Origin of the sequence: Erythrobacter epiphyticus (genome assembly GCF_034653295.1) — a bacterium.
GTDB lineage: Bacteria > Pseudomonadota > Alphaproteobacteria > Sphingomonadales > Sphingomonadaceae > Erythrobacter.
The window spans coordinates 37,843-51,197 of sequence record NZ_JAYEEU010000008.1; the positions used below are offsets into that span (position 1 = coordinate 37,843).

Here is a 13,355-nt window from a genome sequence, read left to right on the forward strand (position 1 = left end):
CTCCGTTCCCGCACCTGCCCGTGATGGACAGGGCGGGTTACGGGGCGAGCGGACGCACCAGCATCATCGCCACCGCCAGCCATGGCGGATTGTCGACCACCACCTGTTTCTGCCCCGCACCCGGAGGCAGCAGGCCCACCAGCGTGCCGCGCCGGTCAATCAGCCGCCCGAAGGCAAAGCGCCCGCCCGGGCGCGGCACCAGACAATCGCGGTTGATCGCGCGGGCAAGCGCGGGGCTTTCGGGCGCAAGCACTTGCAGCCAGAGCAGATCACCGGCGCGGTATTCCCCGACACTGGCATCGACGGCGAGCACCAGCGGCGGTGCGCCACTGCCCTGCGCGGCGAGATCGCTGGGCAGCACCGCTTCGCGCGGGGTGGCAAGCGCTTCGGCCCCCTGCGCCGTCAGCGCGGCGATGATCTGCGCGGGCGCCGTGCTTTCCGCGCGCAGCAGGCTTTGCGGATCAACCCCGAGCGCGGCTGCAATCCGGTTCATCCACACCAGCGAGAGATTGCGCGTGCCGGTTTCGAGCCGCCCGATCGTCTGCGCGGTGGTGGCAGGCTCGCAAGCGGCAGCGAGATCGGCGAGGGTCATGCCCTTGGCCTGCCGGATGGCGCGGATGCGATTGATCATGCGGCGGATGCTTTCTGAGGTGGCGTGATAATAACCGTATTGGTTCACACTTTCCTACATAGCTGCCAATTTGGCAAGTCCTTGTGCGTCTGCAAGCCAAGGGGAAAATAGCCGATGAAGCGTGAACTCGTCACCCGCGAATTGACCACCGAAGGCCCGCGCCGGGTGCGGCCTTCCGGCACGCCGCGCCGCAGTGTCACCGTCAATATCGCCGAATCGCCGCTGGCATGGCTCCACGCGCGCGGCCATTTGCCCGATCGCCTGTTCGATGCGGGCGAGCAATTGCGCGCCGATTACGAGCGGGCGCAGCTATCCCCCAGCATCACCATGCGTTGGGACCCTGTGCGCGCGCGATCAACGGCGGCGGATCGCGGACTGTCCGCGGGGGAAAGGCAGATTGCGGCCCGCGCCCGCTTCTATGGGGCGCTGGCGGCGGCAGGCAAGGGGCTGGAAGATATCCTGTGGCGGGTGGTGTGCGCCTGCGAAGCGCTGCCCGAGGCCGAAAAATCGCTGGGCTGGCCCACCCGCAGCGGCAAGCTGGTGCTGCGCATCGCGCTTGAGCGGGTGGCGGATTTCTATCGCATCCGATGAGGCATGTTTTTGCTCTTAGGACAGTGTCTCAAGTGTCTCACGGTTCAGCTTTCAAACCTTGGGAATGAACGAAGCGCTCATCCCTCGACCTGCTCTGCGATCATCAGCCAGCGTTCCTCGGCGGCATCCTTTTCGGCCCGCGCATTTTCGAGGCCTTTCATGATGGTCGCGAAGCGCTGCGGATCGCGGGTGTAGAGTTCGGGATCAGCGAGGATCGCCTCGCCTTTGGCAATTGCGGCCTCCAGCTCGGCAATGCGCGCCGGAAGCAATTCGTAATCGCGTTGATCCTTGTAGGAGAGCTTGTTCGCAGGCGCGGGTTTGGCAGCGGGCGCGGCCGCCGGGGCCGGTTGCGGCTTGGCGCGTCCGGCGCCGACTGCCGCTGCTGCGGCGTCCGCCTGTCGCCGCTTGGCCTCCCAGTCGGCATAGCCGCCTGCCACCACATCGACCTTGCCCGAACCGTCAAGACCGAGCGTGATGGTGACGGTGCGATCGAGGAAATCGCGGTCGTGGCTGACGATCAGCACCGTGCCATCGAAATCGGCGATCACTTCCTGCAACAGGTCGAGCGTTTCGAGATCGAGATCATTGGTCGGTTCATCGAGCACGAGCAGATTGGCGGTGCGGGCAAATTCGCGGGCGAGCAAAAGGCGCGATCGTTCCCCGCCCGAAAGAATGCCGATGCGGGTGTCGACCAGCTTGGGATCGAACAGGAAGTCCTTGAGATAGGCCTGCACATGCTTGCGCACCCCGCGCACATCGATCCAGTCGCCGCCCTGCGCCAGCACATCGCGCACCGTCAGGGTTGGCTGGAGCACCTTGCGCTGCTGGTCGATCATCACCCCGGTCAGCGTGCGCGCATGGGTGACAGAGCCGGTATCGGGTTCAAGCTCACGGGTAAGCAGCTTGAGCAACGTCGTCTTGCCCGCGCCATTGGCGCCGACAATGCCGATCCGGTCGCCATTCTGGACGCGCAAGCTGAAGGGCTTGATGATCGCCCGCTCACCATAGGACTTGGAGATGCTTTCGGCGACGATCACCGACTTCGACTTGAAGTCGTCATCGCTGGCAAGCTTCAGCTTGGCCGTGCCCGCGCCCGCAATCATCGCGGCGCGCGCGGCGCGCATCTGGTAAAGCTTTTCGAGCCGGCCCTGATTGCGCTTGCGCCGCGCGGTCACCCCGCGTTCGAGCCAATGCGCTTCGATCTTGAGCTTGGCATCCAGCTTCTCGGCGGCGCGGGCCTCTTCGGCATAGACCTGTTCTTCCCACGCTTCATAGCCGCCAAAGCCGATCTCCTTGCGTCGCAAGGTGCCGCGATCAAGCCACAGCGTCGCCCGCGTCAGCCGGGTCAGGAAAGTGCGGTCGTGGCTGATGGTGATGAATGCGCCGCGATAGCGGGTCAGCCAATCCTCCAGCCAGTCGATCGCGCCAAGATCAAGGTGGTTGGTCGGCTCGTCAAGCAGCAGCAGATCGGGATCCTGCGCCAGCGCGCGGGCAATCGCGGCGCGGCGCTTCTCGCCGCCGCTGGCAGTGGCGGCCTCGCGGCGCATGTCGATGCCAAGCTGGCCCGCGATGGCTTCAACTTCGTGTTCGGCCGGCGCATCCTCGCCGCCCAAGGCAAAGTCCATGAGTGTGGCGTAGGGCGTGAAGTCAGGCTCCTGCTGGAGGAACACGATCCGCGCGCCGGGCTTGACCCGCCGCTCGCCGCGGTCGGTATCGATCTGGCCGGTGATGATCTTCAACAGCGTTGTCTTGCCCGCGCCATTGCGGCCGATCAGCGCGAGCCTGTCGCCCGGCAAGACGTGAAGATCGATCGGCGGCGTCCCGCTATCAGCATGCGGCCCGCCAAACAGCCAGCGCGCGCCCTGTTGCAGGGCGATGCCTTCAAGCGAGAGGATCGGGGGCTGTGCCATAGGCTGGCCCACCTAGGGGCTCGGGCGCTGCATCACAAGACGGTTCACACCTGCGAAAGCTGGTGCTGTGCAAAGGGCATGCCACGACTGGAGGAACCATACCCATGATCCGCAAGACTGCCACAGCTTTGACTGCTCCGCTCGCCGCGCTCGCGTTGGCTCTGCCCGCCGCTGCTATGGCCGGCCCGGCTGTCGAAATCACGGCAACCGGCCCTGTGATCGAGCTCAACATCTTTGAAAGCGTGACGGCCGCGCCCGACATCGTGACCATTGGTGCCGGTGTCAGCACCGAGGCGCCGACTGCCACCGAAGCCTTGCGCACCAATTCGGCGGAGATGGTCAAGGTGATTGCCGAGCTCAAGAAGCTGGGCGTGGCCGAGCGCGATATCCAGACGACCGGCATCAGTCTCAATGCCATGTATGATTATGATCAGCAGGCGCGCCGTCAGGTGTTTCGCGGCTATCAGGCGGCGAACCGGGTGAGCGTGAAACTGCGGCAGATCAGCGAGACCGGCCGTGTGCTCGATGCGCTGGTGACGGCAGGCGCGACTGATCTCAGCGGCCCCAGCTTTGAGCTTGAGAATGATGAACCCGCCAAGGAAGCCGCCCGCAAGCGCGCGCTCGAACGCGCCCAGGCGCGCGCTGCGGATTATGCCCGCCAGCTTGGCTATGACAGCGCCAAGGTGCTGACGATCACCGAGAGCATGTCGGGCATGTCGGCGATGCCCGAACGCGCCATGATGCGCGCCAGCGCGGATATGGTCGCAGCCGCTCCGCCGGTCCAGCCGGGGATGGTGCAGACGGGGATCAGCATTGCGATCCAGTATGAGCTGGTGAAAGGTCGCCCGGCCACCTGACAGGTTGCTTGGCAGGCCATTCACGGTCGGTTAAACGCCCCGCGGCTAGAGGCATGCACATCATGAAATGCCCGTTCTTCTCGCACTCCCCGATGGTCGCCAGCGTGGCGTTGGCGCTTGCCGGGATGAGCATTGCGGGGTCTGCCGGTCTCGAGGCGCAGGAATATCCGCGCAGCGAGCAGGACGAGGCGCGCCGCGAGATTCAGGCGGGAACCCAGCTTTCCTTGCGGGAAATCGAACGGCGCGTGCTGCCGCAGATGCAAGGCAGCGAATATCTCGGCCCGGCCTATGATTCCGTGGCCCGGGCCTATCGGCTCAAATTCATCCGGGAAGGGCGCGTCAGCTATGTCGATGTCGATGCCCGCACCGGACGGATCATCGGGCGCTCGCGCTAGCGCCTGCGCTGCGCTTGACGCGCGGCGCCAAAAACCGCACTTGCCAAAAGCCTCTTACCGGATTGCGGCCCAACAGAAAGCGAAGGGTAGAACATGCGGATTCTGATTGTCGAGGATGAGCCTACGCTCGGCGCGCAGCTCAAGTCGACGCTGGAGCAAACCGGCTACGCGGTCGATCTTTCGGTCGATGGCGAAGACGGGCACTTCATGGGCTCGACCGAGGATTACGATGCCGTGATCCTCGATCTCGGCCTGCCCGAGATCGACGGGTTGACGGTGCTTGGCATGTGGCGGCGCGAAGGCCGCACGTTCCCGGTGCTGGTGCTGACCGCGCGCGACAGCTGGTCCGACAAGGTGGCCGGGCTTGATGCCGGTGCGGATGATTACCTCGCCAAGCCGTTCCAGACCGAAGAGCTGATCGCCCGCTTGCGTGCGCTGATCCGGCGCGCATCGGGCAACACCTCTTCGGAACTCACGGCGGGTGATGTGCGGCTTGATACCCGTTCAGGCCGGGTCACGCTTAATGGCGAGCCGGTCAAACTGACCGCGCAGGAATACAAGCTGCTGTCCTACCTGATGCACCACAAGGGCAAGGTGGTGAGCCGCACCGAACTGATCGAACATATCTATGATCAGGATTTCGACCGGGATTCGAACACCATCGAAGTGTTCGTCACCCGGATCCGCAAGAAGCTTGGCGCAGACGTGATAACGACCATCCGTGGCCTCGGTTACAGCCTCGACGACCCGGCCGACGCGCCGCGCGCCTGATGCCGCTGCCGCTTTGCCGCCTGCCACCGGGCAGGAGGGCGAGGCAGCCGGTGGCGAAAGCGTGTCCGCTGTCGGCGAGACCGTGCCTTCCCCGGTAACAGCGCCCGTTGATCCGAAGCGCGTGAGCCTTGCGCGCCGCATGGGATTGATTGCGGCGGGGTGGATTTCGGTCTTGTTGCTGGGCGGCGGGGTCGCGCTCGAGCGCACGCTGACCGCGCAGGTGGAAAGCAATTTCGACGAGCAGCTCGAATATATCCTCACCGCGATGATCGCCTCGGCCGAAATCGATGCTTTCGGCGAGATCAACTTCTACAGCACGCTGGGCGATCAACGCTTTCTGGAACCCGGCAGCGGGCTCTACTGGCAGATCAGCGGCAAGGGGCATGATCCCTGGCCGTCGCGTTCGTTATGGGATCGCACGCTTAAATTGCAGGCCGACAGTGCCAATAGTGGCGAAAGCCATTTCGACAGCGAGCCGCATTTCTACAATTCCAACCAGTTCCGCGGCGAGCCGCTGCGGATTGCCGAGCGCACCATCATCCTGCCCGGCAGTGAGACCCGCTGGACCTTTGCGGTCGCCAGCGCGACATCGCAGATGGACAAGCAGATTGCCCGCGTCCGGTTGATCCTGATCTGGAGCTTCGCGGTGCTCGGGTTGGGGCTGATGGTCATGGCATCCTTGCAGATCCGCTATGGCCTTTCGCCCTTGCGGCGCGTGCGGGCCTCGATCCAGAAATTGCGCACCACCGGCGACAATCGCATCACCGATCCGCTGCCGGCCGAAGTCCAGCCGCTGGTCGATGAAGTCAACGCGTTGCTCGATCACACCGAGCGTCAGGCAGAGGAAGCGCGCCGCCATGCCGGCAACCTCGCTCACGCGCTCAAGACGCCGCTCACGGTGCTCACCAATGCGGCGAGCGCGCATGCGCCTGATCTTGATGAGGCGGTAATGCGCGAGGCGCGCACCATGCAGCGCCATGTCGATCACCATCTCGCCCGCGCCCGGGCGGTGGGGCGACGCGCGGTCGGCCATGCCCGCACCAATGTCCATGCCAGCGCCGAAGCCGTACGCCGCGCGGTCGAACGGCTCTATCCCGAAGGGCGTTTCGACATTGCGGGTGATCGCGCCGCAATGGTTGCGATCGAGCGGCAGGATCTTGATGAAATCCTCGGCAATCTCATCGAAAACGCCGCGAAATATGGCGGCGGCAGCGTGTTCGTGACGATTGATCCTGAAGAGGTCGTACCGGCCGGTGCGCGGGGGCCAAGCTGTGTCATCTGGATCGAAGATGACGGGCCGGGCATCCCGGAAGAGCAGCGCGCGGCGACCTTTGAACGCGGGGCGAGGCTCGATACCGACAAGCCGGGGACGGGCCTTGGCCTCGCCATCGTGCGCGATGTCGCCGAAATCTACGGGGGCCATGTCAGCCTTGGCGCGAGCGAGGATCTCGGCGGCCTGCTGGTCGAACTGCGCTTGCCCCGCGCCTGATCGCTGACAGCGCCGGTTCATCATCGCCGTGTCATCAAACCGGCGAAGGAGCTGGTTTGATGCCTCGCGCCCCTGTCCGTGTCATCATCGTGGCCGCGCTGGCCATCACGGCCAGCGCTTGCGCCAGTCCCGAACCTTTTGCAGCGCTTGGGGCCACGCGCGGCGTTTTCGCCAGCCCCTATGTTGCGCCCGAACTCAGCCGGCAGGGCATCGGGCCGGAGCCGGAAGGCGCCTTGGCGCGGCGCCGCCCCTATCTCGATACGCTGATCTATCCCGGTCGCGGGCGGGTTGCGCTGGATCGCAAGGGCAATCTGGTGCGCTTGTCGCGCAATGAGGCGCGCATCCTGCGCGAACGCAGCGATGCCTTGCGCCGCCGTGCCGAGGAGATTGAGCGGGAGCAGGGGGCTGGTGCGGGTTCCGCCCCGCCGCCGATGGCGCTGCCCGCGCCTGCGCCGTGATCAGCCGCTGCGCGCCTTTTCGTGGTGGCGGATCACTTCATCAATGATGAAGCGCAGGAATTTCTCTGAGAATTCGGGATCGAGATCGGCTTCTTCCGAAAGCTTGCGAAGCCGGGCAATCTGGCGCGCCTCGCGATCGGGATCAGCCGGGGGCAAGGTCGCCTTGGCCTTGTATTCGCCCACCGCCTGCGTGATGCGAAACCGTTCTGCGAGAATGTGAATCAGCGCGGCATCGATATTGTCGATGCTCTTGCGGAAGGCCGCCAGAACCGGGTCAGGCATCGGATCGGGTGGGGATGAGGCGTGCACGGGATCGGACATAGGCTGCAAACCTAGCACCAAATCCCCGCTTGCCAAGCGCGGCGGCGTGCCCCTAAGGCTCTCGCCCATGAGCGCCGATGTCGTCCCTCTGCCGCGCAGCAGGCCCACGCTTGACCCGATGCTGTCGCTGACAGCGGCGGGGATGAATTCCGTCAACGCCGTGATCCTCGAACGGATGCAGAGCGAGATCCCGCTTATCCCGCGGCTGGCCGGGCACCTGATTTCCGGCGGCGGCAAGCGGCTGCGCCCGATGCTGACGCTCGCCGGGGCGGAACTGGTGGGATACAAGGGCACCCGCCATTACAAGCTCGCCGCCGCGGTCGAATTCATTCACACCGCGACGCTGCTGCATGATGATGTGGTGGATGGCAGCGAACTGCGGCGCGGCAAGGCTGCGGCCAACATCATTTTCGGCAATCCGGCGACCGTGCTCGTCGGCGATTTCCTGTTCAGCCGCGCTTTCGAACTGATGACCGAGGACGGCTCCTTGCGGGTCCTCTCGATCCTGTCGCGCGCCAGTGCCGTGATCGCGGAAGGCGAAGTCTCGCAATTGTCGGCGCAGCGCCAGATCACCACCAGCGAAGAACAATATCTTCACATCATCGGCGCCAAGACGGCTGCCCTGTTTGCTGCCGCCAGCCAGATCAGCGCGGTGGTGGCGGAATGTTCGGAAGAACAGGAGCACGCGCTCGAAGCCTATGGCCGCAATCTCGGCGTGGCGTTCCAGCTTGTTGATGATGCGATCGACTATGATTCCGATGCCGCGCAAATGGGCAAGGAGCAGGGGGACGATTTCCGCGAAGGCAAGATGACCTTGCCGGTGATCCTCGCCTATGCCCGCGGCGACGAGGAAGAGCGCAAGTTCTGGAAGGCCGCGATTATCGGCCACCGCACCTCGGATGACGACTTGGCCCACGCGATCCGCCTGATCGAAAAGCACAATGCGCTGGAAGACACCCGCGAGCGGGCGCGCCACTTTGCACACCGGGCAATTGATGCCATTTCGATCTTCCCCGATAGCAAGGCCCGTGCCGCGATGGCCGAAGCCGCGCAATTCGCAGTCGCGCGGGGGCACTAGGCTCAACCGTCGTTCGCCCTGAGCTTGTCGAAGGGCCTTTCTTCTTCTAGCCGGGAGCCCGAAGCAAAGACGATGCTTCGACAGGCTCAGCATGAACGGGTTTACCGTTGAACCCCGACCTTCCCATCCACGCTGTCCTGCCTGACATCCGCACCGCTCTCGCGGAGCGGGGTGCTGCGGTGTTGATCGCGCCGCCGGGCGCGGGGAAGACCACCGCGGTTGCGCCCGCTCTGTTGGCCGAGCCGTGGTGCACCGGGCAGATCATCATCACCTCGCCGCGCCGCGTGGCGGCGCGTGCCGCGGCCGAGCGCATGGCCGAGATGCTGGGCGAAAGTCCGGGCGAAACCGTGGGCTATCTCACACGGCTCGACAGCAAGGCGTCAGCGCGCACCCGCATTCTGGTGGTGACCGAAGCGATCCTCGTGAACCGGCTGGTGGACGATCCTGAACTGGCGGGGGTTTCGGCGCTGCTGTTCGATGAAGCCCATGAACGCCACCTCGACAGCGATCTGGGGCTGGCGCTTGCGCTCGAAACGCGCGGGGTGCTGCGCGAGGATCTGCGTGTGCTGGTGATGTCGGCAACGATTGATGGCACCCGCTTTGCCCGCCTGCTGGGTGAGGATGCGCCTGTTATCGAATGCGCGGGCCGCAGTTTTCCGCTGACAGTAAAATGGCTTGGCGGCGATAGTTTGCAGCCGCTCGAGGATCGCATGGCCGCCGCCATCATGCAGGCGTGGCGGGACGAGGCGGGGGATATCCTCGCCTTTCTGCCGGGCGTGCGCGAGATCGAACGGGTGCGCGAGCGGGTGGAGCCGCGCTTGCCGGATATCCCGCTCCACGCGCTGCATGGCCAGATCGAGCCTGCAGGCCAGCGCGCGGCGATCCGCCGCGATCCGCAGGGGCGCCGCCGGATCGTGCTCGCCACCGCGATTGCGGAAACCTCACTCACGCTCGATGGTGTTAGCGTGGTGATCGATAGCGGCATGGCGCGGCTTGCCGAATATGATCGCGCGGCGGGCACCACGCATCTGGTGACGCGGCGGGTCAGCCAGGCCTCGGCGGTGCAGCGCGCCGGGCGCGCCGCGCGGCAGGGGCCTGGCGTGGCCTATCGTTTGTGGGAAGAGGCGAGCCACAAATCGCTGCCCGAGTTTGCGCCGCCCGAGATTGTCAGCGCTGATCTGGCTCCGCTGCTGCTGCGGCTGGCGAAGTGGGGGGCGGCCGATCCGGCAGGGCTGGCATGGCTCGATCCTCCGCCCGAAGCCTCGGTCGCAGCGGCCCGGGCGATGCTGGAGTCGCTGGGCGCGCTTGATGTTGCGGGGCGGATCACGCCCCTTGGCGAGGCGATTGCGGCCCTGCCGATGGCACCCGATCAGGCTGCTGCGTTGCTGTTGGCGGCGCGGGCGGGCTGCGCCGACGAGACCGCGCGGCTGGTGCTGCTGCTGCAGGAACGCGGGCTGGGCGGGCGGGGCGAGGATCTCGCCGCGCGCGCTCTGCGGCTTGGTGATGATCGCGCACCCCGCGCCAAGGCCGGATGGCAAATCGCGCGCGGCTGGGCGCAGCAGGCGGAGAAGTTGACTGCGGGCATGGGCGATACGCCTGCCGCGAACCCTGCCGAATGCCTCGCGCTGGCGCGGCGCGATTTCGTCGCCCGGCGCCGGGATGGCACGGGGGAGCACTGGATCAGCGCCGGTGGGCGCGGATTCCGGCTCGATCCCGCCTCGCCGCTGGCCCGCGCCGAATGGATCGTGATCGGCGATGCGCAAGGCGAGGCCAAGGGCGCGCGGATCACTGCTGGCATCGCCATCGCGCCGGAACGGATCGCCGCACTGTTTCAGGATGAGTTGCAGGAGCGCGCGCTCGTGCGTTGGAACAGTGAGAAGAACCGGATCGAGGCCCGTCGCGAAAAGCGCTTGGGTGCGATTCTGCTGACAAGCGCGCCAGAGCCTGCGCCCGACCCCGCACAGGCTGTGGATATCCTTGTGGGCAAAGCTCTGGAGAAGCTGGGGGAATTGCTTCCCGCAGGCTTCCTTGCGCGGGCGCGCTTTGCCGGGATTGCCGCGCTGTCGGAAGACGCGCTGCGCGCTACGGCGGCAAGCTGGCTCGCACCGCTGCTGCATGGTCGGCGCGATCTCGACCTCCCGGCAGGCCACTATGCCGAAGCAGCCCTCGGACTGGTGGATTGGCCGACCCGCCAGAGGCTTGATCGCGCGGCGCCGACGCACTTCACCTCGCCCGCCGATACCCGCCACGCGATCGACTATGCGGGTGATGATGCGCCCAGCACCGAAGTGCGGGTGCAAGCGCTGTTCGGGCTGGATAGCCACCCCATGATCGGCGCGACCCCGCTATTGCTGAAGCTGACCAGCCCGGCCGGGCGCCCGATTCAGGCGACCCGCGATCTGCCGGGTTTCTGGCGCGGGTCGTGGGCGGATGTGGTCAAGGATATGAAAGGGCGCTACCCCAAGCACCGCTGGCCGGACCAGCCGTGGCTGGAAAGGCCGAGCCTCAAGACCAAAAACGCCTTCAATCGCAGCGAAAGCTGATTTACAGGGCTGCGCATGACGGCACGAATCTTTCAGCAACCCAAAAGTGCGATGCAATCGGGCAAGGCCAAGAGCGATGTCTGGGTGCTTGAATTTGCCCCGGCTGATGCGCGCTGGGCCGATCCGCTTATGGGCTGGACGGCGACCCGCGACACCCAGTCACAGGTGCGTCTGACCTTTCCTGACAAGGACGCCGCCCAAGCCTATGCCGCCAAATATGGCATCGCCGCGCGGGTGCACGCGGCGCCGGTGAAGACTCTCAAGCTTCAGGCCTACGCGGATAACTTCCGCTGAGATTGCCCTAAGCGCCCGGATTGGGCGCTTGAAATCCTGCGCAACCCCCGCCATATGCCCGTCTGGGAGTCGGGTGGACGTTTGCGTCCGCTCACCGTGTCAGGGCCGGAAGGCAGCAGCACAGGTGGATTGCGGCGGGTCGCCCGGCTCCTTTATTTGCAAGCTATGCTTTGACGCACTTGCCCCCGTTTTTCCTGCCATGCGCGATGACAAATCGGCCCCGAGCGCCTAGCTTGCCCGCGTGACTGATTCCGATCCCGATCTGCCCGAAGAAGAGGCTGGCCCAAGCGCTGCCGAGCTGGAAGCAGCCGGGCAGAACGCGCTGTTCGGCGATGCGCCTGCCGCTCCGCCATCGCACAAGCCTGCGTCCGCTCCCGTCGCCACCGCAACGCCTAGCCAGCCCTACCGCGTGCTGGCGCGCAAATACCGCCCGCAGACTTTCTCCGAGTTGATCGGGCAGGAGGCGATGGTGCGCACGCTCGCCAACGCCATTGCGCGCGATCGGCTGGCGCATGCCTTCCTGATGACGGGGGTGCGCGGGGTCGGCAAGACGTCGACCGCGCGGCTGATCGCCAAGGCGCTCAACTGCGTCGGGCCGGACGGGCAGGGCGGGCCAACGATTGATCCGTGCGGCCAGTGCGAGCCGTGCCGCGCCATTGCCGAGGGCCGCCATATTGATGTGATCGAGATGGATGCCGCCTCGAACACCGGGGTCGATGATGTCCGCGAGATCATCGAACAGGTGCGCTACGCGGCGGTTTCGGCACGCTACAAGATCTACATCATCGACGAAGTTCACATGCTGTCGCGCAATGCTTTCAATGCCTTGCTCAAGACACTTGAGGAACCGCCTGCGCATGTGAAGTTCCTGTTCGCCACCACCGAAGTCGACAAGCTGCCCGTCACCGTTTTGAGCCGCACCCAGCGGTTCGACTTGCGGCGTATCCCGGCGGAATTGTTGGCGGGGCATTTTGCCAAGGTGTGCGCGGCCGAAGGGGTTGAGGCCGATCTGGAAGCCCTGCGGATGATCGCGTCGGCCGCCGAAGGATCGGTGCGCGACGGGCTTTCGATCCTCGATCAGGCGATTGCCCATGCGGACCTTGATGGCGCGGGGCGGGTCACGGCCGAGCGGTTGTCGGAAATGCTCGGGCTGGCGGACAAGGGCGCCCAGCGGCGTGTGCTCGGCCATCTGCTGGCGGGCGATGCCAAGGCGCTGCTGGCGGCGATTGATGAACAATATGCGCTCGGGGTTGAACCGCTGGCGCTGATGCGTGCCCTGATGAACCTCGTGCACAAGATCACCCTCGCGCAGGTCGCGGGCGGCGAGCCCGATGCGCCGAGCGAGGAAGAGCGCGCAGCGCTGGCTGATTTTGCCGCGCGGCTCGCGCCTGCCGAAGCGCACCGGCTGTGGCAATTGCTGCTGAAAGGGCACGAGGAAGTGCGCAGCGGGCCTGATCCGCTGGTCTCGCTCCAGATGGCGCTGTTGCGGGTGCTTCATGCCACCCAGATGCCCGATCCAGGCGCCTTGATGCGGCGGATCGAGGAGCTTGCCAAGGGCGGTGTCGCGGCGGCGCCCGCTGTGCCCGGCGATGCGCCCGCTCCCGAGCCTACCGCGCCTGTGGCCTCGGGGGCTGCGCTTGATTGGGCCAGTTTGGTCGAACAGGTCGATGCCGCCGGGCAGTTGCGCGTGGCGCAGATCATGCGCGACCGCGTGCGGGTGATTGCGCTCAGCCCGGAAAAGCTGGTCTATCAGCTTGCTGACACGTTCCCCGAAGACCCCGCGCCCGATATCCGCGATGCCCTGTTCAAGCTCACGGGCAAGCGCTGGCTAGTCGAGCGCGGGACGGGCGAGGCGCAACTGTCCTTGCGTGAGGCGGCCGATGCCGAAGCGAAGGCGCGCGAAGAACGGATCCGTTCCGATCCGCTGGTGCAGGCCGCGCTCGCCGCTTTTCCCGATGCCGAAATTCTCGGGCCGCCGGCTGCCGTTGCCGCTGGCGGCTCTTCCCGCAGATGATGG

At 65.7% G+C, this 13,355-nt stretch carries 13 protein-coding genes and 1 other RNA gene; 11 read left to right on the plus strand and 3 right to left on the minus strand.

What is annotated here, in order from left to right:
- Positions 1-37: 37 nt before the first annotated feature.
- On the minus strand, positions 38-631 hold the full coding sequence (locus tag SOQ14_RS09730) for a helix-turn-helix domain-containing protein (RefSeq protein ID WP_322897915.1): 594 nt from the start codon (positions 629-631) through the stop codon (positions 38-40).
- 114 nt (positions 632-745) lie between these two features.
- On the opposite strand from SOQ14_RS09730, the gene SOQ14_RS09735 reads away from it, so the two are divergent.
- Positions 746-1,222 carry a DUF6456 domain-containing protein gene (locus tag SOQ14_RS09735; RefSeq protein ID WP_322897916.1) on the plus strand — a complete coding sequence of 159 codons (477 nt, stop codon included), beginning with the start codon at positions 746-748 and terminating at the stop codon, positions 1,220-1,222.
- Between the two features lie 77 nt (positions 1,223-1,299).
- On the opposite strand, the gene SOQ14_RS09740 is transcribed toward SOQ14_RS09735, so the two are convergent.
- The gene (locus SOQ14_RS09740; RefSeq protein WP_322897917.1) at positions 1,300-3,132 is read right to left on the minus strand and encodes an ABC-F family ATP-binding cassette domain-containing protein; all 1,833 of its coding nucleotides are present in this window, start codon (positions 3,130-3,132) and stop codon (positions 1,300-1,302) included.
- A 104-nt stretch (positions 3,133-3,236) separates the two neighbouring features.
- On the opposite strand from SOQ14_RS09740, the gene SOQ14_RS09745 reads away from it, so the two are divergent.
- The 5 genes from SOQ14_RS09745 (at position 3,237) to SOQ14_RS09765 (ending at position 7,102) form a co-directional block, all read left to right on the plus strand.
- A complete protein-coding gene (locus tag SOQ14_RS09745) occupies positions 3,237-3,989 on the plus strand; it encodes an SIMPL domain-containing protein (RefSeq protein ID WP_322897918.1) in 753 nt (250 codons plus the stop codon).
- Positions 3,990-4,042: 53 nt separating this feature from the next.
- Positions 4,043-4,384, plus strand: coding sequence for a PepSY domain-containing protein (locus SOQ14_RS09750; protein ID WP_416232752.1), 342 nt, complete (start codon positions 4,043-4,045; stop codon positions 4,382-4,384).
- 93 nt (positions 4,385-4,477) lie between these two features.
- Entirely contained in the window at positions 4,478-5,155 is a 678-nt protein-coding gene (locus tag SOQ14_RS09755) for a response regulator transcription factor (protein ID WP_322897919.1), read from the plus strand.
- Between the two features lie 139 nt (positions 5,156-5,294).
- Positions 5,295-6,644, plus strand: a complete 1,350-nt coding sequence (locus tag SOQ14_RS09760) for a sensor histidine kinase (protein ID WP_322898127.1) — start codon at positions 5,295-5,297, stop codon at positions 6,642-6,644.
- A 59-nt stretch (positions 6,645-6,703) separates the two neighbouring features.
- Positions 6,704-7,102, plus strand: a complete 399-nt coding sequence (locus tag SOQ14_RS09765) for a hypothetical protein (RefSeq protein WP_322897920.1) — start codon at positions 6,704-6,706, stop codon at positions 7,100-7,102.
- Here the strand turns inward: SOQ14_RS09765 and SOQ14_RS09770 are convergent, their stop codons facing one another.
- Positions 7,103-7,423 carry a chorismate mutase gene (locus SOQ14_RS09770; RefSeq protein ID WP_322897921.1) on the minus strand — a complete coding sequence of 107 codons (321 nt, stop codon included), beginning with the start codon at positions 7,421-7,423 and terminating at the stop codon, positions 7,103-7,105. It lies immediately after the preceding gene.
- A 67-nt stretch (positions 7,424-7,490) separates the two neighbouring features.
- On the opposite strand from SOQ14_RS09770, the gene SOQ14_RS09775 reads away from it, so the two are divergent.
- The 5 genes from SOQ14_RS09775 to SOQ14_RS09795 all read left to right on the plus strand — a co-directional run bounded on the left by SOQ14_RS09775 (position 7,491) and on the right by SOQ14_RS09795 (position 13,352).
- Positions 7,491-8,501: a polyprenyl synthetase family protein gene (locus tag SOQ14_RS09775; protein WP_322897922.1), complete on the plus strand. Its 1,011-nt coding sequence runs from the start codon at positions 7,491-7,493 to the stop codon at positions 8,499-8,501.
- 107 nt (positions 8,502-8,608) lie between these two features.
- Positions 8,609-11,044 carry an ATP-dependent helicase HrpB gene (gene hrpB, locus SOQ14_RS09780; RefSeq protein WP_322897923.1) on the plus strand — a complete coding sequence of 812 codons (2,436 nt, stop codon included), beginning with the start codon at positions 8,609-8,611 and terminating at the stop codon, positions 11,042-11,044.
- A gap of 15 nt (positions 11,045-11,059) precedes the next feature.
- Positions 11,060-11,338 (plus strand): ETC complex I subunit, encoded by a 279-nt coding sequence (locus SOQ14_RS09785; protein ID WP_322897924.1) that lies wholly within the window; start codon positions 11,060-11,062, stop codon positions 11,336-11,338.
- Between the two features lie 62 nt (positions 11,339-11,400).
- Positions 11,401-11,495: signal recognition particle sRNA small type (ffs, locus tag SOQ14_RS09790), an RNA gene on the plus strand.
- Positions 11,496-11,579: 84 nt separating this feature from the next.
- Positions 11,580-13,352 carry a DNA polymerase III subunit gamma/tau gene (locus tag SOQ14_RS09795; protein ID WP_322897925.1) on the plus strand — a complete coding sequence of 591 codons (1,773 nt, stop codon included), beginning with the start codon at positions 11,580-11,582 and terminating at the stop codon, positions 13,350-13,352.
- Positions 13,353-13,355 lie beyond the last annotated feature (3 nt).

Excerpts from the sequence above, each read along its gene's own strand:
- SOQ14_RS09740 (WP_322897917.1), bottom strand. The coding sequence starts at position 3,132 with ATGGCACAGCCCCCGATCCTCTCGCTTGAAGGCATCGCCCTGCAACAG.
- SOQ14_RS09760 (WP_322898127.1), top strand. The coding sequence starts at position 5,295 with ATGGGATTGATTGCGGCGGGGTGGATTTCGGTCTTGTTGCTGGGCGGC.
- SOQ14_RS09730 (WP_322897915.1), bottom strand. The coding sequence starts at position 631 with ATGATCAATCGCATCCGCGCCATCCGGCAGGCCAAGGGCATGACCCTC.
- SOQ14_RS09750 (WP_416232752.1), top strand. The coding sequence starts at position 4,043 with ATGCACATCATGAAATGCCCGTTCTTCTCGCACTCCCCGATGGTCGCC.
- SOQ14_RS09765 (WP_322897920.1), top strand. The coding sequence starts at position 6,704 with ATGCCTCGCGCCCCTGTCCGTGTCATCATCGTGGCCGCGCTGGCCATC.
- SOQ14_RS09775 (WP_322897922.1), top strand. The coding sequence starts at position 7,491 with ATGAGCGCCGATGTCGTCCCTCTGCCGCGCAGCAGGCCCACGCTTGAC.
- SOQ14_RS09745 (WP_322897918.1), top strand. The coding sequence starts at position 3,237 with ATGATCCGCAAGACTGCCACAGCTTTGACTGCTCCGCTCGCCGCGCTC.
- SOQ14_RS09770 (WP_322897921.1), bottom strand. The coding sequence starts at position 7,423 with ATGTCCGATCCCGTGCACGCCTCATCCCCACCCGATCCGATGCCTGAC.
- SOQ14_RS09785 (WP_322897924.1), top strand. The coding sequence starts at position 11,060 with ATGACGGCACGAATCTTTCAGCAACCCAAAAGTGCGATGCAATCGGGC.
- SOQ14_RS09735 (WP_322897916.1), top strand. The coding sequence starts at position 746 with ATGAAGCGTGAACTCGTCACCCGCGAATTGACCACCGAAGGCCCGCGC.
- SOQ14_RS09755 (WP_322897919.1), top strand. The coding sequence starts at position 4,478 with ATGCGGATTCTGATTGTCGAGGATGAGCCTACGCTCGGCGCGCAGCTC.